Source organism: Myxococcales bacterium (assembly GCA_016703425.1).
Classification (GTDB): Bacteria; Myxococcota_A; Polyangia; order Polyangiales; family Polyangiaceae; genus JADJCA01.
In genome coordinates this window covers 1-18,788 of the sequence record JADJCA010000029.1, presented here as the reverse complement: position 1 = coordinate 18,788, position 18,788 = coordinate 1, and the positions used below count along the sequence as shown (strand labels likewise).

General features: G+C 68.2%; 17 protein-coding genes. 13 read left to right on the top strand and 4 right to left on the bottom strand.

Going from position 1 to position 18,788, the window contains the following annotated elements; translation table 11 throughout:
- Genes IPG50_33485 through IPG50_33460 form a run of 6 tightly spaced genes read left to right on the top strand, consistent with a single transcriptional unit; the run spans position 1 to position 6,757 of the window.
- On the top strand, positions 1-879 hold the full coding sequence (locus tag IPG50_33485) for a PEGA domain-containing protein (protein MBK6697063.1): 879 nt from the start codon (positions 1-3) through the stop codon (positions 877-879).
- Positions 876-2,201: a hypothetical protein gene (locus tag IPG50_33480; GenBank protein MBK6697062.1), complete on the top strand. Its 1,326-nt coding sequence runs from the start codon at positions 876-878 to the stop codon at positions 2,199-2,201. The genes IPG50_33485 and IPG50_33480 overlap by 4 nt, the downstream gene beginning before the upstream one ends.
- 30 nt (positions 2,202-2,231) lie before the next feature.
- Complete coding sequence (locus IPG50_33475; GenBank protein ID MBK6697061.1) at positions 2,232-3,557, top strand: sigma-54-dependent Fis family transcriptional regulator; 1,326 nt, start codon at positions 2,232-2,234, stop codon at positions 3,555-3,557.
- A gap of 53 nt (positions 3,558-3,610) precedes the next feature.
- On the top strand, positions 3,611-4,255 hold the full coding sequence (locus IPG50_33470) for an NAD(P)-binding domain-containing protein (GenBank protein MBK6697060.1): 645 nt from the start codon (positions 3,611-3,613) through the stop codon (positions 4,253-4,255).
- 53 nt (positions 4,256-4,308) lie between these two features.
- A complete protein-coding gene (locus IPG50_33465; GenBank protein MBK6697059.1) occupies positions 4,309-5,328 on the top strand; it encodes a hypothetical protein in 1,020 nt (339 codons plus the stop codon).
- A 34-nt stretch (positions 5,329-5,362) separates the two neighbouring features.
- Complete coding sequence (locus IPG50_33460; GenBank protein ID MBK6697058.1) at positions 5,363-6,757, top strand: hypothetical protein; 1,395 nt, start codon at positions 5,363-5,365, stop codon at positions 6,755-6,757.
- Positions 6,758-6,800: 43 nt separating this feature from the next.
- Here the strand turns inward: IPG50_33460 and ybaK are convergent, their stop codons facing one another.
- The 3 genes from ybaK to IPG50_33445 form a co-directional block, all read right to left on the bottom strand.
- A complete protein-coding gene (ybaK, locus tag IPG50_33455) occupies positions 6,801-7,310 on the bottom strand; it encodes a Cys-tRNA(Pro) deacylase (protein ID MBK6697057.1) in 510 nt (169 codons plus the stop codon).
- A 21-nt stretch (positions 7,311-7,331) separates the two neighbouring features.
- Complete coding sequence (locus IPG50_33450; protein MBK6697056.1) at positions 7,332-8,030, bottom strand: hypothetical protein; 699 nt, start codon at positions 8,028-8,030, stop codon at positions 7,332-7,334.
- Positions 8,031-8,267: 237 nt separating this feature from the next.
- Positions 8,268-8,786 carry a hypothetical protein gene (locus tag IPG50_33445; GenBank protein ID MBK6697055.1) on the bottom strand — a complete coding sequence of 173 codons (519 nt, stop codon included), beginning with the start codon at positions 8,784-8,786 and terminating at the stop codon, positions 8,268-8,270.
- Positions 8,787-8,926: 140 nt separating this feature from the next.
- On the opposite strand from IPG50_33445, the gene IPG50_33440 reads away from it, so the two are divergent.
- The 6 genes from IPG50_33440 (at position 8,927) to IPG50_33415 (ending at position 17,578) form a co-directional block, all read left to right on the top strand.
- A complete protein-coding gene (locus IPG50_33440; GenBank protein ID MBK6697054.1) occupies positions 8,927-10,231 on the top strand; it encodes an efflux RND transporter periplasmic adaptor subunit in 1,305 nt (434 codons plus the stop codon).
- Positions 10,228-11,538, top strand: coding sequence for an ABC transporter permease (locus IPG50_33435; GenBank protein MBK6697053.1), 1,311 nt, complete (start codon positions 10,228-10,230; stop codon positions 11,536-11,538). The genes IPG50_33440 and IPG50_33435 overlap by 4 nt, the downstream gene beginning before the upstream one ends.
- The gene (locus IPG50_33430; GenBank protein MBK6697052.1) at positions 11,535-12,293 is read left to right on the top strand and encodes an ABC transporter ATP-binding protein; all 759 of its coding nucleotides are present in this window, start codon (positions 11,535-11,537) and stop codon (positions 12,291-12,293) included. The genes IPG50_33435 and IPG50_33430 overlap by 4 nt, the downstream gene beginning before the upstream one ends.
- Positions 12,294-12,534: 241 nt before the next feature.
- Positions 12,535-15,462, top strand: a complete 2,928-nt coding sequence (locus IPG50_33425; GenBank protein MBK6697051.1) for a VCBS repeat-containing protein — start codon at positions 12,535-12,537, stop codon at positions 15,460-15,462.
- 230 nt (positions 15,463-15,692) lie between these two features.
- On the top strand, positions 15,693-16,811 hold the full coding sequence (locus IPG50_33420) for an RHS repeat protein (GenBank protein MBK6697050.1): 1,119 nt from the start codon (positions 15,693-15,695) through the stop codon (positions 16,809-16,811).
- An 8-nt stretch (positions 16,812-16,819) separates the two neighbouring features.
- Positions 16,820-17,578, top strand: coding sequence for a hypothetical protein (locus IPG50_33415; GenBank protein ID MBK6697049.1), 759 nt, complete (start codon positions 16,820-16,822; stop codon positions 17,576-17,578).
- A gap of 185 nt (positions 17,579-17,763) precedes the next feature.
- On the opposite strand, the gene IPG50_33410 is transcribed toward IPG50_33415, so the two are convergent.
- A complete protein-coding gene (locus tag IPG50_33410) occupies positions 17,764-18,264 on the bottom strand; it encodes a hypothetical protein (protein MBK6697048.1) in 501 nt (166 codons plus the stop codon).
- A gap of 143 nt (positions 18,265-18,407) precedes the next feature.
- Here IPG50_33410 and IPG50_33405 point away from each other — a divergent pair.
- A partial coding sequence (locus IPG50_33405) for a hypothetical protein (protein MBK6697047.1) occupies positions 18,408-18,788 on the top strand: 381 nt, incomplete at its 3' end.

Here is an 18,788-nt window from a genome sequence, read left to right as displayed (position 1 = left end):
ATGCCCCTCCTCCGCTCCTCAGCCATGGTTGGCGCGGCCGCCGCGTTCTTCCTTTGCGCGTTTCTGGCGAGCGGAACGGCGCGCGCGGCGCCACAAGATGAGAGCCCCGTTCAGAAGGAGGCCCGCGAGGCCTTCGCCGCGGGCGAGCGCGCCTTCGCGCGAGCCGACTACGCGCAAGCGCTAAGCGAATTCGAGCGTACCTTCGGCCTCGTTCCTCACGACGCGGTGCGATTCAACATCGGGGTCTGCTTGGAGCGCCTTTCGCGCTACCGCGACGCCACGCTGCAATACGAGCGAGCTGCGGAGAGCACGACCCTATCGGCCGCGGAACGTCAACGCGCGAGGACGTTCGCGGAGCGGACGCGCCGAGAACTCGGCACGCTCATCGTGCGCGGCCCTCAGTCGGGCGCGCCGGTCGCCATCAACGGCGAAGTTCGATGCAATGTGCCGTGCCGCCTCGAGCTGGACCCGCGCAGCTACACGGTGGTGCTGGCCCTGGCAGGCGAAAGGGAGCGAACCGTACGCATCGAGCCAGGCGTCGAGCTCGCCATCGATCTCGCGTTGGAAAAGAAGCCGCCGGCCGCCGCGATCGGCGCGAGCAATCCGGCCGCTACGCGCGAGATCGAATCTCGTCGACGCGGGCCCGGATGGCTCACGTGGGCTGGCGGCGCGTTGGCCCTCGGTGGCGCCACCGGCGCCGCTGTCTTCGGCCTTCGAACAGAGGCCATTCACGACGAATACGTGCGAGCGCCAACCATCGCCACGCGCGACGACGGTGTGTTGTCGCGGACGTTGACCAACACATCGATCGTCGTGGCCGCCGTCGGTGCGGCGCTCGCAACGTTCGACTTGGTGGTCTTGGCGAGGAGGCCGCCGTGAGGGCGGGCCTTGTCGCGGCGCCGCTCACGGTCCTCTTGCTCGTCATCGCGGTGGCGAATTGCACGACCGAGTTTGACCCGTCGCTTCTCCAGAGCTTCCGACGCGACGCGGCCGCAGCGGCCGACGCGGCCAACCTCGGTGGCTGCACCGACGGCACGCGAGCGCTGCCGGGGGACACTCCGGAGGCGTGCGGTCAAGGCGGCGCCCAATGCCGGGCGTGTCCGCTGGCAACCCCGTACTGCGCCATGGGTCGGTGTGTCGTTGAGCGAGGCGTGGTGGCGCTCTCGGCAACGGGCACCGTGACGGCCGTTGTCGACCGGGTCGGCGCCTTGTGGACCTTCGGTTCGAATCGGACAGGGCAGCTGGGCTTGGGCCCCGTCTCCGGCGACCGGCAGCTTCCGGGCATTCGCGTTCCCGGCGGCGTGCGCGCCGTGAACGTCGGCGGCGACTTCGATGGCCACGGGTGTCTCATCGGGAGCGACGGAGGGCTCGCGTGTTGGGGCGCGAACTTCAACAACGAGAGCGGCCAGCCAACGAAGGGTCCGGTCTTGTCACCGACGCGCCTGGGCGATGGCAACGACTGGCGCTCTGTGTCACTCGGGACGGCCTTCGGATGTGGTCTCCGTGGCGCGGGGTCGCTGTCGTGTTGGGGTTGGAACGGCTCCGGACGCCTCGCGTCAACGACGGCGGAGTATTCGCCCGAGCCGGTGCCCGTCGGCGCGCCGATCAAGTGGAAGTCCGTCAGCGCCGGCATCGACTTTGCGTGCGCCATCGGAGCCGACGACGCCGTCTACTGCTGGGGTTCGTCGGAAGAGGGAAGGCTCGGCGGCGCCGCCACGTCACCGGCGCCGTCGCCGATCGCTTCGACGGTGCCATTCGCCGCGGTCTCTGCCGGCAGCGCGCATGCGTGCGCCATCGCCATGGACGGGTCCCTGTGGTGTTGGGGGCGCGCCGTCGAAGGGCAACTCGGCACGAGCGGTGGCGCATCCACGCCCACGCGCGTGAGCGCCGAGGGCGCGTGGGCGTCGGTCTCGGCGGGCGGCCAGCACACGTGCGCCCTGAAGAGCGATCGCACGTTGTGGTGCTGGGGGGCCGGCACGGTCGGCCAACTCGGTCTCGACACAGTGACCGGCGCGCCACTGCCGACGCGCGTTGGCGAGCGCAATGACTGGAGCCTCGTCGCCGCCGGCACCAAGCACACCTGCGGCGCCACCGACGACGGGGCGCTCTATTGCTGGGGCGACAACCGCGAAGGAGAGGCGGGCTACGCCACTGGTGAAGCCGAGAAGCGCGTCCCCACTCGCATCGCGCTGACGCCTTAGCTCTCGGGTCGCGTGGTAGTCTCGCTGCCCATGGACGAGGACCGCACACGCCCGCGTCGCGTCGGTGGCCTGCCGGTCAAGAGCCTCCGCGTCACAGTCGTCGAAGGGCCGAACGTGGGCTTGGAGTCGGCGGCCCACGAAGACGTCCTCACGGTCGGCACCGCCGAGGGCAACGACCTTCGCGTCGACGATCCCACCGCGTCGCGATTCCACCTGGAGCTCCGGCGGCGCGGCGCCCGCATCGTCGTTCGCGACGTAGGGTCCACGAACGGAACGAGCATCGGCGCCGCGCTGCTCCACGACAGCGAGGCCACGGTGTCACCGGGAACGGTCGTGCGCCTCGGCGACACGGCGCTCCGCATCGACGACGGCGACGTCGTCATGGTTGAAGCATCGGGCCCCGACCAGGTGGGTGAGCTCCTTGGCCGCTCGCCGGCGATGCGACGATTGTTTGCCAACGTGGCCCGCGTCGCCAAGGGCACCTCGCCGGTCTTGCTCGTCGGCGAATCAGGCACGGGCAAGGAGCTCATCGCGCGAGCCATCCACGCGCTCTGGGACAAGGCGCGCCCCTTCGCGACGGTCGATTGCGCAGCGACGGTGCCAAATCTCTTCGCCAGCGAGCTCTTCGGCCACGAGCGCGGCGCCTTCACCGGCGCCGAGCAGCGCCGCGAGGGCGCCTTCGCAGAGGCCGACGGCGGCATGATCTTTCTCGACGAGATCGGCGAGCTGCCCGTCGAGATTCAGTCGACGTTGCTCGGCGTGCTCGAACGCAAGCGCTTCCGGCGCTTGGGCGCACGAGCCGATCAAGCGGTCGACGTCCGCGTGACGAGCGCCACCAATCGAGACCTGCGAGCCGAGGTCAACACCGGGCGCTTCCGCCTGGACCTCTACTTCCGACTCGCCGTCGTCACGCTGCAGGTGCCACCCTTGCGCGAGCGCAGGGAAGACATTCCTCTTTTGGTGGAGCACTTCCTTCGCGAAGCGGGCTTCGACGGCCCGGTCAGCTCAGTCTTCCCGGACGAGGCCATGGGTCGCCTCGCGGAGCATTCGTGGCCCGGCAACGTCCGTGAGCTCCGGAACGTGGTCGAGTCGATGCTCGTCATGGGGACCTCACCGCTCGAGGCCGACGGCAACGCCAACACTCCGGCGACAGTCTCCGGCGACGAACCGTTCACAGCGCTCTATGGCCTCAGCTACAAAGATGCGCGGCGCACGCTGCTCGACCGCTTCGAACGCGACTACTTGAAGGCCTTGCTGGCCAGAGCCGGCGGCAACATCCGCCAGGCGGCCCGCGTCGCGCAGATGGATCGCTCGTACTTGATGAAGCTCCTCAAGGTGCACGACACCGGCAACTAGACGAGCGCCTCGCCCGACTTGCCACCGCGCCGGCCACATGGCACCAAACGGCCATGCAAAAGATCGGTGTTCTCGGCTCAGGCGTCGTCGGAAAAACTCTCGCCGATGCGTTTCTCGCACTGGGTCACGACGTCATGCGCGGCTCGCGCGACGTGGCCAAGCTGGCGGATTGGAAGGCCACGGCCGGTGCGAAGGCTCAGACCGGCACCTTCGCCGACGCGGCCGCCTTTGGCGACGTGCTCGTGCTCGCCGTCAAAGGCAACGTGGCTGAAGAGGCCCTCCGCCCTTGCGGCGACGCGCTCAAGGGCAAGGTGATCCTCGATGCAACGAACCCCATCGCCGACGCAGCGCCCACCGGCGGCGTCCTCAAGTTCTTCACGAACCTCGACGAGTCGCTCATGGAGCGACTGCAGAAGCGCTTCCCCGAGGCGCGCTTCGTCAAGGCGTTCTCGTGCGTAGGCAACGCGTTCATGTTCAAGCCGGACTTCGGGGGTCAGAAGCCCACGATGTTCATCTGCGGCAACGACGCGAGCGCGAAGGCCGACGCGACGCAGATCCTGACGAGCTTCGGCTGGGACACGGAAGACATGGGCGAGGCGCCCGCGGCGCGCGCCATTGAGCCCTTGTGCATGCTCTGGTGCATCCCGGGCCTCCGCGGCGGAAGCTGGTCGCACGCGTTCAAGCTGCTGAAGAAGTAGCGCGATCGAGGGAGAGAGGAGAACAGCGACGCGGCAGCGCTATCATCGCTGCCGTGCGTGTTCGGGCCCTTGCGTTCGTGTTCTCCGGCGGGTGGCTCGGCTGCGCTGCGGCGCCAACGCCAGCGCCCGACGCGTCACCGGCGATGCATCCGTCGAGCGAACATCGGGGCTTCTTTGGCGCGCCGCTCGACGTCCCGCCAGAGGAACCTCCGCCACGACTGAAGACGCTTGAGGAGCTCATAGCAGAGGCGCCGGGTCTCCCCGTTGTCCGCGACCCGCGATGTGAGCTCCCCGCCGGTGTCGCGGGAGGCGTGGCCATGGCTTCCTTCGTTGGCGATAGCGCCTACGTCCTATCGCAGGGCGGGCAGGTCACGCGCGTCGGTCTAGAAGTCGACCGCTGCGAGGTCGTCGTCGCCGAGCGAGCGCGGTCCATCCACGCGGCAGCCGGTACGCTGTTCGTCCTGACGCGCGAGCCCGACGATACCGGAATCCTTTTGGAGGTCCGGGGCCGGACGCTGAAAATGCGCGCGGCCTGGCCCGGCAGCATCGACTGGAAACACCTCCTCACGGACATGGACGGTCAGCCGGTGATCGTGGAGCGCGGTCGAATTTGGACGGAGCGAACTGGCCTATGGTCACCCACGCCGACGTTTGAGGGTGAGCCGACCGTGGCGCTCGGCGTTGACGGGACGCTCTTTATTGGAACGGCGACCTATCGGACTCGTCGGACCGAAGACCAACCGTCACGCTGGGTCCCGCCGACGATTTTCCGCGTGCGTATCGGGAGCGACAAGGTTCCCGCAACGCCGCTTGACGGAGACGCCATCGAAGGCATTGAGAAGAGCAGCCATGGTTGCGCCGTGGTGACCGTAGACAGGAAGGCTTGCTTCGGCCTCGGCGGCTCCAGCGGGTCCTCGCTTTCAAGGCACCTCGTTTGCGCCGACTCAAGCTGGCAGCGCAACGTGGGAGACTCAAGAGTGGCGAGGAGCGGCGCCCCACCAGTAGAGCGGTGCGCCTGCGGATACTGGATGTCGAAGGAGCCGTCGGGAAAGACTCGGCTAAGCGCGCGCTGAGCTCGCCTTGGCCGCATCCCTCCGCCAAGCTCCTATGAAAGCCCCCATCGCCCCCCTCACCGTCTCCGCCGCAGCCCGTGTCCTTGAAGCCGGTCTCGCCGGCGACGCCGCGCCACGCGAGCGCCCCGCGCCATGGCTCATGTGGCTCATCGTCACGCTTCAACGGCAACGCGTCCGGCAAGCATGGCACCACGAAACGGTGCGCCAGCTTCGACTCGACCTCTCGGCCAGCGAGGATGACGAGTACGAAGACACGGGCGACGTGCCGGCGCTGCCCGGCTGGACCTACGAGTTTCACGGGAGCGGCTGCTGCCTCACGGCGCCCGACGGCGAGATCCTCGACGTCGACGCCAACGACCCCGACGGAGCGGTCATCGACCCCTGGTTCTTCGCGACGCGCGCCCAGAGCCTCTCGAAACGTGAAGGCCCTGAGAAGCGCGTCTTCGAGTTCGTGGCGACGCGCGAGCTCCTCGTTTGGTCGCTCGCAGACCTCAAGGCGTCGGGAATTCTTGAGCCGCCGAAGGGTCACCTCTTCCGCTTGGCGGCGCCCATTGAGGCGCTGGCAGACCGCGTGGCGCGCGAGGATTTCGGCAACGAACAAGTGCGGGCAAGGTGGGGCGTCGCCCTCTCCGACGGCGACGACACGTGTGCTGCCGCGCACCGCGAATGGCTCGCCACGTTGGCACGGAGACGCGAGGGCGGAGTGATCACGGCCCTCGAGGCGCTTCTGCCCGCGGATGACGCGCGGCTTCTGTGGCTCGCCATTCTCGACGGCCCCGTCGATCCGACGTGCGGCCTCGCGCTGGCGCGCTTGCGAAGGTACCCGTCGAGCGCCGTCGACGGCGCCGTTCGCGCGTTTCTGGACCGCGTCGACCCAAACAAGCATCTCCCCTATCCCGCCCACGAAGCTCTGGCCTACCTCTTCGAACGTGACATCGATCGCCCGCACATCCTGGCTCGCCTCGCGACGTTCGCCGCCGTGGAGCACGTGACGGGCTTCGGCGGAAATCCATTCATAGGCTCCTACGCGGTGCTCGCCCTCACGCACGCGCCCTCGCTGGCCATGGGCTTGGTCCGGCGCGCCCTTCGCTCCCCTGTTCCTCTCGCCGTCGGCGAAGTGGCCGCGCTCCTCGCCGCCATCGATCAACCGTGGTGCATCCGCGAGTTCGAGGCCGCCATCAAGGACGCGACGCCCGCCGGTGCCATCACGCTCACGGAAGCGCTTCGCTCGAGCCATAGCGAGTTGGCGCGCCGCCGGGGCGTAGAGCTCGACGTCGCACCGGAGCACGACCCCACGTCGCTCGGCTTTACCTTCGAGGAGGTGCTGCACAACAGCATCGGCGACCTCTTCGCAGGGCCTCTCGAAAAGGCCCGGCCCCTGGCGGACACGTTGCGCGAGCGTTTTCCGCCTGGCTGGGACGGCACGTAGCGGCGACTTCGTGGCGCCTGGCTACGGGCCAATTCTGGAGCGCCTAGCCTTGCGTCGCCGCGGCGCCAGAAGGTCGCGCGATATTGGCGAGCTTTGCCTTAGACGCACGCACGTAGTCGCCGGGCGCGAGGAAGATCTGCAGGCCGCGCACGCCGGCCGAGACCGAGATGATCTCGAAGGCCATGGCGCTCTCATCCACGACCACGGGGAGTTCCTTCTTGGCCGCGAAGACCGTCACGCCGCCGCGGATGTAGCCGGTCAAGGGCTGCACCTCCTTGAGCGAAACGAGCTCGGCACGACGATCACCAGACGCGTGTGCGAGCGCTTTGAGGTCGAGCTCCGCGTCGCCCGGCACCACGGCGAACGCGAGCCCCTTCTTGTCGCCGCGAACGAGGAGGGTCTTGAACACCTGCGCTCTGGGAAGGCCCACCTTCGCGGCGACGGTCGTCGCCGACAGATCGCTCTCGTCGACGTCGTAGGGACGAAGCTCGTAGCGCACGCCGAGCTTGTCGAGGGCGCGAACGGCGTTGGTCTTGGTGATCGCGGGAGGCATGAGCCTGGTCCAACGGCAGGTCTAGAGCGATCTTGGGCCCGGGCCAACGCGAAAGAAGGCGTTGCGGGGCAACAGCCCTGGCGAACGAGGCTGCAGTTTCGCACCGGCGGTCACCGCAGCGACGCAGCAAGCATCCACCACGGCGTCGCCATCCACGTCCACGTTGACGGGCAAGCCGTCGGCGCCGAACCGCACCGTGACCTCCGCCGCACCACTGCGGCCGCAGCGCTCCTCTACGGCCAACCGCAGTCCCGCAGCGAATCGCTCGTCACTGGGAAGCTTGAGCGGCTCCGCGGCTCGCACGCCAGGATCCATCGCGGCTCGATACCGACACTGGGCCACGCGTGCACCATTCCGAGGCGCCGGCGGCGGGAGGGAAGCCGTTGCGACCTCCCACGAGCGCCGGTGCACGTAACCGTGTCCGCGAAAGGGAGCGACCTTGGCTTGAGCCCCCGCCGACGCTGCGCAACAGGCCTCGGTGGCGGTCGACGCATACGCGTTGGCGCGCGCCGCGTGCCCCGTGACTCCGTCAAAGTCGACGGCAACAATGACCCGCGGCTCCGTTCGGTGCGCGCATGGCATCACCGATGCATCGACGACTCGAGTCGCTTCATCTTCATCGAAACATCTCTCTGGCCTGACGAGCGTTGTCGGAACCGCGCTCGTGGTGACGCCGCAGAAGACGAGCTGACGCGTGAGCGCCGCCTCTTCCAACGACACGTCGTTGACTTTGCGCTCTGTGCACCTAGAGACCTCTCGAACCGGAGCCGGAGCCGGAGCCGGAGCCGGAGCCGGAGTTGGCGGCGGCGGTGAAGCGCTAGCGAGCGCCGCCACCGTGGGCGGCGCGATGGGGCCGACCCGCGGCCGCGGCGCGGGCGCGCACGCGCCGCTGAGCAGCAGGCCCACGACGCCACAGACGTGAGCGAACCGCATCACAAGGTGAAACCCGAACGCCGACTACGGCTTGGGTTTCGGCAAGGGCTTCGGCAGCGGTTTCGGAGCAGGCGGTGGCTCCGGCGCCACCCTCGGTGCAACCGAGAGACAAGGCATCGGTCCCGGTCCCTTTCCGGGCTCCACGCGCGGCGGCGGCATCGACAAGCATGGCGCCGGGCTCCCGCCATCGCGCCCCGGGGGCATCGGCGTGGGCGACGGTGGCTTCGGCGGAACCGGCTTCGCGGGCGGAGCTCCGTCGGGGACTTCTTCGTCGGGCTTGGGAGGCGCGGCAGCGTCGACCGTTGTAGCCGACGCGTCGACGGCGCCATCGCTGCGCTCGGCGGCGTCGCGGTCGGGGGCGCCAGTGTTGCCCGGGCTCGGCATGGGCTCGAGGCACGGACGAGGCGTGCACGCGGCCACGACGGCCGCTCCCGCCATGCCGCTCAGCGCAGCCGCCACGAAACGATTGCGCCTCGCGAGGATCGCTTCGCGATCTTCCTTGTCTCTCGTTTCGAGCGTGGCGCGCTTTTTAGGATCGTCCATGTAGGCGTGCGGCAGCACCGCGAAGCAACAGCGTATGGCAGGCCCCGCAACGGCGCCACTGCTCCGGTGGCCCACGACGAACGTGATACGTTGCGCAGACGCCGCGACGAAGAGCCACGGCGGCCATCCCGAGGTGGCCCTTGACGCAAGAAGCGCAGCCCGCGACGACGACGGACAAGGTAGCGGACGCGCCGCGGCGACCGCCTTTTCGGCCCGCGAAGCGACGGAGCGCGAGGCGCATCGTCGCGTCCGTCCTCCTGCTGCTCGCCGTTGGTGGCGGCGTGGCCTACCGGCTGCGGCCCAAAGCTGTCACCACGACCCACGCAACGCGCGGTACGGCCATCGACGCCGTCTACGCCATCGCCACCGTCGAGGCGCGCGATCGCGTCACCGTCAAGGCCAAGGTCCCGGGCTCGGTCCTCGATCTTCGCGTGCGTGAAGGCGACGTCGTCAAAAAAGGCGATCTGCTCGCGACGATCGACAGCCCGGCGATCAAGTTTCAGCTCCAGCGGGGCAAGGCCGATCAGTGGGCCGCATCGCAGCAGGCCTCCTCCTCGTCACCGCAGCTCGCCGTCGTGGAGGCCCAGGCGCGAATGACGGAGGCCACGCTGAAGAACGCCAAGGACGAGCTGGGGCGCCTCCAACAGCTGACGGCCACGGGGGCCACGCCGGCCGCCGAGCTCGACCGCGCCAAGAGCAACGTGCTCGTCTTGGAAGCGCAGCTCGCGTCGCAAAGAGCGCAGAGCCGCGCCCTTCGCATTGATCTGACGGCCAAGGCCAGCGGGTCGAGCGCCGTCTTGTCGGAGCTGACGGCGAAGGTCGCCGACGCGGAGGTCCGCGCGCCCATCGACGGCGTCGTGCTCGCGCGGACCGTGGAGCCCGGGGAGCTGGTGCCGCAGAACGGACCTCTCTTCAAGATCGGCGACGTCAAGACGCTGGTGCTCGAGTGCATGGTCGACGAGGCCGACATTGGTCGCCTCGACGTCGGCAAGAAAGCCGCCGTTTCTCTGTACGCTTTTCCGAAGCAGGTCTTTCGCGGCGAGGTCATCGAGATTTTGCCCGACGCGGACCGCGCCAAGAAGTCGTTCCTCGTCAAGGTGCGCGTCGTGGATGCGCCCTCGGCCATGCGAAGCGGCATGAGCGCCGAAGTGAACATCATCGTCGACGAACACGCCGGCGCGCTCCTCGCACCAACGGAAGCCCTCGACGCCAACGGCAGCGTGTGGGTGATCCGTGGCGGCCGCGCCGCCAAGCAGGCCATCGTGACCGGCGTCCGCGACATGCTCACCGTCGAGGTCCTCTCGGGCCTGAACGATGGCGATGAGATCGTCGTCTTGGGGATGGCCGACCTTGTCGTCGACGCCCGCGTCAAGGCTACCCACAAGGATCCCGACAGCCTGTCGGCGGCCCCGCGGGCGCCGGCCCGCGGCGGAGGCTCCCTGTGACGGCTCCGCCAGACGAGGCTCGAGCAAACGAGACGCGGGCGCCGGCCTACGAGCTCCGGACCATCTGGTTTATCGCCCTCCGGCAACTCTGGGATCGAAAGCTTCTAAACGGCATCGCCATCGGAGGCGTAACGCTCGGCGTCCTCACGCTCATCGCGATGAACGGAATCATGCAGGGCTTCCAACAGAAGTTCACGCAATCGATCCTCAAGATCAGCCCACACGTCACGCTCTACGACACGGAGCTGCACCCTGAGGCGCCGCTCCTCAGCCGCTACGCAGGCCACCTCGTCGCGGCGCGCGTGGCCCACGAAAGCCCGAGCGATCGGCAAGCGCGTATCAAGCGACCCCACGAAATCGTGCGCGCGCTCCGCCAGCTCCGCGAGGTCGAGGCCGCGGCCGCGTCTCTCGCAGGCATGGTGCTCATCGAATACGGAGGAAAGACCAAGTCCATCGACCTTCGCGGCATCGAGATGGCCGCCCAAGAGAAGGTCACGCCCATCAGCCAGTACACCCAGTCGGGCAGCTTCCAGACACTTGGAATCGCGACCGACGGCCTCGCCGTGGGCAGCGGCTTTGCGCAAGACCTCGGCATCAAGGTCGGCGACGTGGTCCACGCCGCCGCCCCCGGAGGTGCGCCGCTCGACCTGAAGGTGGTGGCCGTCTACGAGGCCGGTGTGCCGCCGGTCGACAAGAGCCGCGGCTACGTGCTCCTGCGCACGGCCCAGACGCTCCTCGGTCGCCCCGACACGGTAGGCCGCATCGAGGTGCGCCTCCGAGACCCGGACGACGCCTTCGCAGCCAACGCAAGGGTCGAGCGCATGTTTGGCTACGACGCCGAGAGCTGGCAGGAGGCCAACGCAAACTTCCTCGCGCTCTTCGTCATGCAGAACATGGTCACGAGGTTCGTCATCGGGGCCATCTTGCTCGTCGGCGGCTTCGGCATCTTGGCGGTGCAGATCATGATCGTCCTCCAGAAGCAGCGCGACATCGCCATCATGCGCTCCGTCGGGTTTCGGCGGAGCGACATCCTCCGCATCTTCCTCCTTCAAGGCGTCATCCTCGCGCTGCTCGGTGGCATCCTCGGCGACGGCATCGGCAAGATCGCCCTGGGGCAACTCGCTCGCCTCAAGGTTCACACGGAGGGGCTCGTGAAGAGCGACACCTTCCTCATCTACGAGGACCCGTCCTTCTATGTGTGGGGCATCGTCTTCGCCCTCGTCGTCGGCGTCATCGCGTCGATGATTCCCGCGTGGCGTGGTTCGAAGGTCGAGCCCGTCGACGTCTTGCGAGGGCAAATCGGATGAACGCCCAAGGCGCAACGTCGAGCGATGCCTCAGCGACGTCGCAGAAGCGACGAGGCGATGCCAACGCCGTCGTGGAGACGCGCGGCGTCTTTCGCACGCTCGGCGGCAAGGGCACCACCGAGCAGACGATCCTCCACGACATCTCACTGACCATCGGGGCCGGCGAGTTCGTGGCGCTGACGGGGGCGAGCGGAAGCGGCAAGTCGACGTTGCTGTACCTGGTGGGCGCGCTCGACCGCCCAACGAGCGGCGAGATCTGGCTCGACGGCTGCGAGATCGCGAGCCTCGGCGACGACGAGCGCGCCCAGTTCCGCAACGAGCGCCTGGGCTTCGTCTTCCAATTTCACTTCCTCCTGGCCGAGTTCAACGTCCTCGAAAACGTCACGTTGCCGATGTTGCGACGCGGCGTGCCGCGCGACGGCGCCGAGGAGCGCGCCTACGACGTGTTGTCGTTGCTCGGCCTCGCCGACCTTTGGCGACGGCGGCCGGGCCAGCTCTCCGGCGGCCAGCAGCAACGCGTCTCCATCGCGCGCGCCGTCGCCAACGATCCGGCGCTCATTTTGGCCGATGAACCCACCGGGAACCTCGACTCGAAGAACGGCGCGCTCGTCTTCGATGTCTTCGCCGAGCTCGCGCGTCGCGAAGGACGCACCATCATCATGGTCACCCACGACGTGTCGTTCGCCGAGCGCGCCGACCGGCAGATCGTGCTTCGCGATGGGCGCGTCATCGAGGACGTAACGCGAGCGCGGTAGTCAGCGCTGACTGGTGATACCGCCACTATCCATCGGCGGGGTATTCCCTGCCATCGAGTTCCGCGCTCGCTGAACGATGCCGCGAGGCGAAGCGAGTCGCGCCCGGAATTTGTCCTCACGGAGTCCCACGACGACTCGTCGCGCGCGCCGGCGCACACGATTCGCGGTGTCGTGGACTCGCGACGACACGCACTGTGCGCAAGTCGCGCACCGTGGGCACTGCTTCTGCAGCGTGGGGCCCATGGGCCGCACACGCGTTCGGGGATGGTTGGGAGAGACAGTTCAAGCACGAGAGTCGACCTCTCCTTCTCGCCGCCTCTTCCTCCCGCACCGTCTCGGCCTGCTCGCGCTCATCGTCTCTTGCTTACCGCTCGCGGTCGGCTGCGACGGCGACGACCAACGCGCCAACGAAGCGGCGCTCGGCTCGACCGTTCTCGTTCCCGGCACGAGCTCAGGCCAGCTCGACGTTTCGCCCGCGGGCTCGGTCTCGTACGCGATGCCCGTCACGCTGGCGCCTGGGATCTCCGGCCAGGCGCCGTCGCTCTCGATTCAGTACTCGAGCCACGGCGCCAACGGGATTCTCGGTCAGGGCTTCTCGCTGTTGGGCCTCTCGGTCATTGCGCCGTGCCCGATGACGGTGGCGGAAGACGGCGTGGGCGCCGACGTGACGTTTTCGAGCACCGACCGGTTGTGCCTCGACGGGCAGCGGCTCGTGGGCGTCAACGGCCGGTACAACGTGGACGGCGCCGAATACCGCACGGCGCGCGAGTCGTTCTCGCGCATTCGGCAGGTCGGCGAGACCTTCATCGTCGAGACGATGAGCGGGCAGAAGCTCGAGTACGGCACGACGTCGGACGCGCGCATCGCTGTGGTCGGCGGCGTCGTGGGCGTCGCGGGCCCCATGAAGACGCGCGGCTGGGCGCTCTCACGCTCGAGCGATCGCTTCGGCAACGCGATCAAGTACAGCTACGCGCAAGACCTGGCCAACGGCGACTATTGGCCGACGACGATCGAGTACACGGAGAACCTCGCGGCGGGCATCGCGCCGACGTCGAAGGTGGAGTTTCGGTATCGCCCGCGAGAAGACGCCACGGCCGCGTACGTGGCTGGCGCGACGGTGACGACGACGCAGCTTCTTCAATCGATCGCGTCGTTTGAGGGGGGCTCGGAGTTTCACAGCGTCAACTTCGAATACAGCGCGACGGGCCAACGCGGCCGCGCGCGCCTCGTGTCGGCACAAGAGTGCGCAGCGGAGCGAAGCGGCCCGAACGCAGGCCAGACGACGTGCTTGCCGCCGACGCGCTTCGAGTGGACGGAGCAGCACTCGCTGTGGGCGATGCCGCTCGAGACGGCGCCGAACGTCACGGGCCTCTTGAGCACGGCCATCAGCGGCGACTTCAACGGCGACGGCCTCAGCGACTTGGCGCAGCTCCAAGGGGGCACGGTCTCGGTCAACCTTGGTGTGGCCGATGGGCGGCGATTTCTCGGGTGGACGTCGTGGGGCGCGGGCTTCTTCGGGGAGATGCTTGGCGGCGATTGGAACGGCGACGGCAAGACCGACTTGCTCGATGTGCGCAGCGACGGGTCGGCGTACGCATGGACCTCGGACGGCGCGGGCTTCACGACGTCGCTCTTCGCGAACGGCATCAGCGACACCAAGCGGCTTCGCGTGGCCGACTTCAACGGCGACGGCCGGAGCGATCTGCTCCGCGTGACACCGACGGGCGAAGCGCTCTTTCACCTTTCCGACGGCGGGACGACGCGCGGACCGTTTGGCGGACCGCGCGGCTTGGTGCTCGACAACCTGCGCCTTGGCGATCTCGACGGGGACGGTCGAGCGGATCTGTTGCACGTGAGGGCGGGACAGTTTTGGGTGCATCGCGCCTACCACGCGGTGTCGGCTGTTGAGATTGACAACGAACCTCTTCCCGGACCGCCGGGACGTCGACCGCCGCCGCCGCCACCGGCGCCGACGGGGTTTACGACGGAGCTGTGGGGCACCGACGACGAGGCTGGCTCGGGCGCGGTGCGCATGGGCGACGTGAACGGCGACGGCAAGGCCGATCTGGTGCTCATCACGGGGAGCGGCACGGCGAAGGTGCACCTTGGCACGGGGCGGTCGTTTCTTGCGAAGGCCTCTTGGGGCGGCGGCTACAACGCGACGGCGCAGCTCGCTGACTTGGACAGCGACGGCAAGAGCGATCTCTTTCAATACGACGCGACGGGGACGCGGCTCGACGTTTCGCTCTCGAACGGCAGGAGCGGCTTCGACGCTTTCGTCAAGCTCACGGACCGGAGCAAGGCGCCGACGCGGTACGCGACGACGCGCGTGTATCCGCGCACGCAAAACCCGTGGGGCTACCCGGTGCACACGACGGGCGGTGCGGCGCAGTTTTGCGCGGGGCTCGGCTCGATGACGGCGGCGGCGACGCACAAGCAACAGCTCTTGAGCTATTGCGACAGCAATCAGCCTTGGTGCCGCGTGTACACGAGCGGCGCCGTCGATTGCAGCGAGAGCAGCCGCTGCGTCGTCTGGTCGGATCCGGGCGGCACCGGTGGCGCATCGCTGCGTCCCTTGGACGGCGATGGTGCTGGCGGGCCCAGCGATCCAGGTCCCTCCGATCCGTATGGCGGGCCACCGGGCGCCGAGTGGGAGACCGTGGCGTCGCGGGATACGGGGTATTGGGACGCGTCGGCGCGGCACTTCGATCCGGCCGGCGACGTCATCGATTCGGTCGATTGCCAAACGGCGGATACGTCGGAGCAGCAGGCCATCGACCGCTTCAGCATCCAGCTGGCGGATCTCGATGGCGACGGAGCGACGGATCTTTTGCAGCGTGGCGATGGCGGGACGTTGCTGTTTGCCAAGAACCGCGTGCAGCCGCACTTCGACGTGATTCGCGCGGTCACGAACGGCTTGGGGGCGCGCACGGAGATCGACTACGCGTCGCTTCCTGCATCGCCTGGTGTGTACGCACCGCTCGACGAGGCGCTCACGTACCCGACGGTGGCGGCGAACGGCGCGATGTACCTGGTGCGCGAGGTGCGCGGCTCGGACGGCGCGCGGAGCACCTACCGATACGAGGGGGCGCGCGCGCGGCTCGATGGCCGCGGCTTCTTGGCTTTCGCCGCGTCACGATGCGCGACGAGGTCAACCGCATCGAGCTGATGCAGCAATTCCGCGTGGACCCGCCCTTTGAGGGCGCGTCGAGTACTCGGGCGACGCTGGAGCGCGCCCGATAGCCGCGTCATTCTCATTGGGCGAAGCCGAAACGACGTCGCGTTTCATCCCGGCTACCCGAAGCCGGGCATCGGAGGCTTCGTCGACGCGGTCGTGCAGACGGGCGCGGTGGAGGAGAGCTTGACCTCTCGGGCGGCACGTTGCCGAGCATCACGACGGTGAGCTCAGGGCGCCAAAACGGTAGCCCGAGCACGATGGTGTTGACGACGGCGCTCGGCGCCGAGGCGCTCCGCAAGACCACGTCGGTCACCTTCCAGAGCAACGAGGCGACGTGGGTTTTGAACTCCATCGTCAGGAGCACCACCACCAGCGAGTGGACCGGCGCGCTGCCCATCGTGCACACGGCGGCGACGACGTACTTGCCCAACGGCCTCGTCGAAAACGACACCGTCGAGCCCGGCAACGCGGCCTTCGAGGTCACGACGCACTACGACTACGACGCGCTCGGCCACGTGGTCCGAAAGACCGTCTCGGCCGCCGACGGCACGCCGCCGCGCACGGTAAGCACGCAGTACGCCGATCCGCGCTTCATGACGGCGAGCGTGAACCAGCTCGGTCACGCGACCGGCGGGAGCTACGACGGTCGTTTTGGCAAGGTGACGCGCGCCGTCGACGTCAACGGCCTGGTCAGCGAAGACGAATACGACGCCTTTGGCCGAAAGCGCCGGGGCAAGCTCCCGAGCGGCGTCGAGACCACGACGGAGCTTCGCTTCTGCGACGCGTCGTGCCCGCCCTTTGCGGTGATGTGGGGCGAATCGAAGACCACCGGCGGCGCGACGCAGCGCGCGTACATGGACAACCTCGGCCGCGAGGTCACGACCGAAAGTCGAGGGGTGGGACGGCAAGTGGGTGCGCTCGAGAAGCGCTACGACGCGGCGGGCCGCGTGCGGGCGCAATCGACACCGGCGTACATTGGCGAGCCGGTCTATTGGAGCGAGACCGAATACGACGCGCTGGGGCGCGTGATTCGCGCGACGGCAGCCGATGGCGGTGTCTCGAGCGCTCGATACGACGGTCTGCTCACGGTCTCCACCGACGCGCTTGGTCGCACCGCGCGCTCCGTCAAGAACGCCGCCGGTTGGGTTGCGCGCAACGTCGACGCGGTCAGCAGCGCCATCACGTTTACGTACGACGCCGAGGGCCACGCGGTGGTCGTCACCGATCCGCGGGACGTCAAGCACACGACGACTTTCGACATGCGCGGTCGGCGCATCAAAGAGACGAGCCCCGACTTGGGCGCCGTGACGCTGACGCACAACGCCTTCGGCGAGCTTTGAAGCAGGTCGTGGACGCGACGGGCGCGGCGACGCACTTCGAGTACGACGAATTGGGGCGCGTGAAGAAGCGCATCGAGCCCGAGGGCACGACGCTCTACACGTACGACGTCGGTGTGGGCGCCAAGGGCCTACTTGTCTCCGAACAGCTCATCGCCACCGGCGAGGGCGCCCTCGCGAGCTCGCGCACGACGACCTTCGACGACAAGAGCCGGCCCGTGGCGACGACCCTCGTCACGCCTGCGAAGTCGTTTACGACCACGAGCACCTACGACGCGCTCTCGAGGCCCGAGACGGTGACGTCGCCGAGCGGGCTCGTGCTCGCGTACGGCTACGACGCGCGCGGCGTGCAGACCTCCATCAAGAACGCCAAGACGGGCGCCCTTTATTGGACCGCCTTGGACGTCACCGCCGATGGGCAAGTGAAGGTTGAGCGCGCGGGCAACGGCCTCGTGACGACGAGGCACATCGATCCGAAGACGGGCCGCGTGCTCGGCATCACGACCCCGAACAAGGAGGGCAGCACCTCGTGCGTGCCGGCGGCGTGCACCATGGACATGGCGTCGTACGACACCTCGACGCAGAAAGACGCCACCGGCTGCACCTTCAACAAGGACAACGGTCGCTCCGAACGCGTCCCCAGCGGATGCAACAGCCCCACGGTCCAGAGCTACTTCACGGGCTACGATCTCGTCGGCAACGTCACCGCGCGCCGCGACTTGGTCACGGGCCTCGACGAGACCTTCACCTCGACGAGCTCAACCGCATGAGGGCCGGCGACGCTCGCGGGCCAACGGCACCGCCCTCGAGAAGGCCAACCAGGGCAAGATCGTCTCGTACCACTACGACACCGTCGGTCGCCTCGCCTTCCGCTCCGACCTCGGGCAGTTTTTCTACGACGGGCGCAGCCGCACGCCGTGACGCGCGTCGTCGGGGACGTCAACGCGACCTTCACCTACGACGCGAGCGGCAACATGCGGACCGGCCACGGCCGCACGCTCTCATGGACAAGCTGCAACAAGCCCGTCCGCGTCGAGTCGGCGACCAAAGGCACCTCAGCCAGTGGTCCTACGGCCCCAGTCACGAGCGACTCCGCCACGAGCAATCGAACGGCAAGGTGACGACGCACGTCTCCGCCGACGAAGAGGTCCAGAAACGCGCAGACTTCGATCAGATCCACCGCCGCAGCGCAGGCCACGGCCTCGTCGCGGAGGTGACCCTCGTCGGGCAAGCCGCCGCGAACGAGCGCACCGTCTACTTTGGCACCGACCACCTGGGCTCCGTCACCGTCGTTACCAACGAAGCCGGCGACGTCGTGCAGCGCCTCGGCTTCGACGCCTTCGGCAAAGCGCCGCTTCGCCAGCGGCGGCGACGACGTAAGCGGCATCCTCAGAGCGATCTCACCCAGCGCGGCTTCACCGGCCACGAGATGCTCGACGACCTCGGCCTCGTCCACAGAACGCCAGGCTCTACGATCCGCTCTTCGGCGTCTTCCTCTCGCCCGACTCGGTCACGCAGTTTGCCGGCTCCACGCAAGGCTGGAACCGCTACTCTACGTCGGGCAGAATCCCCTCTCCTCGTCGACCCCAGCGGCCACAAGTGGGGACCATCTTCCGCGTCGTCGTCGCCATCGTCGCCGTCGTGGCCATCGTCATGACCGCGGGCGCCGCCCTCGGCGTCGCGGGCGCCGCGATCTCGGGCCTTACCGGTGGCTTCATCACGGCCGCGGTCGCGACCGCCGCCGTGCAGGCCGCCGTCACGACCTTCGTGTTTACAGCGATAGTCAGCGGCAGCTTACGCGTCGCCGCAAAAGCCGCGCTCATCGCAGGGTATGCGGCGGCCTCGCCAACGCCGCCGGCGGCGGCGCCCTCGGCGGTGCTCTCGAAGGAACGAGTCGCGCAGCGCTTAAGGGGTGACATCAAGCAGGGCTTCATCACCGGCGTCGTTCCATCGCGAGCTATTACTACGCGTACAAGGGCA

What these genes read in the sequence shown, in the direction of transcription:
- IPG50_33485 (MBK6697063.1), top strand. Translation starts at nt 1, where the DNA reads ATGCCCCTCCTCCGCTCCTCAGCCATGGTTGGCGCGGCCGCCGCGTTC.
- IPG50_33425 (MBK6697051.1), top strand. Translation starts at nt 12,535, where the DNA reads ATGGGCCGCACACGCGTTCGGGGATGGTTGGGAGAGACAGTTCAAGCA.
- IPG50_33475 (MBK6697061.1), top strand. Translation starts at nt 2,232, where the DNA reads ATGGACGAGGACCGCACACGCCCGCGTCGCGTCGGTGGCCTGCCGGTC.
- IPG50_33430 (MBK6697052.1), top strand. Translation starts at nt 11,535, where the DNA reads ATGAACGCCCAAGGCGCAACGTCGAGCGATGCCTCAGCGACGTCGCAG.
- IPG50_33470 (MBK6697060.1), top strand. Translation starts at nt 3,611, where the DNA reads ATGCAAAAGATCGGTGTTCTCGGCTCAGGCGTCGTCGGAAAAACTCTC.
- ybaK (MBK6697057.1), bottom strand. Translation starts at nt 7,310, where the DNA reads ATGCCTCCCGCGATCACCAAGACCAACGCCGTTCGCGCCCTCGACAAG.
- IPG50_33460 (MBK6697058.1), top strand. Translation starts at nt 5,363, where the DNA reads ATGAAAGCCCCCATCGCCCCCCTCACCGTCTCCGCCGCAGCCCGTGTC.
- IPG50_33445 (MBK6697055.1), bottom strand. Translation starts at nt 8,786, where the DNA reads ATGGACGATCCTAAAAAGCGCGCCACGCTCGAAACGAGAGACAAGGAA.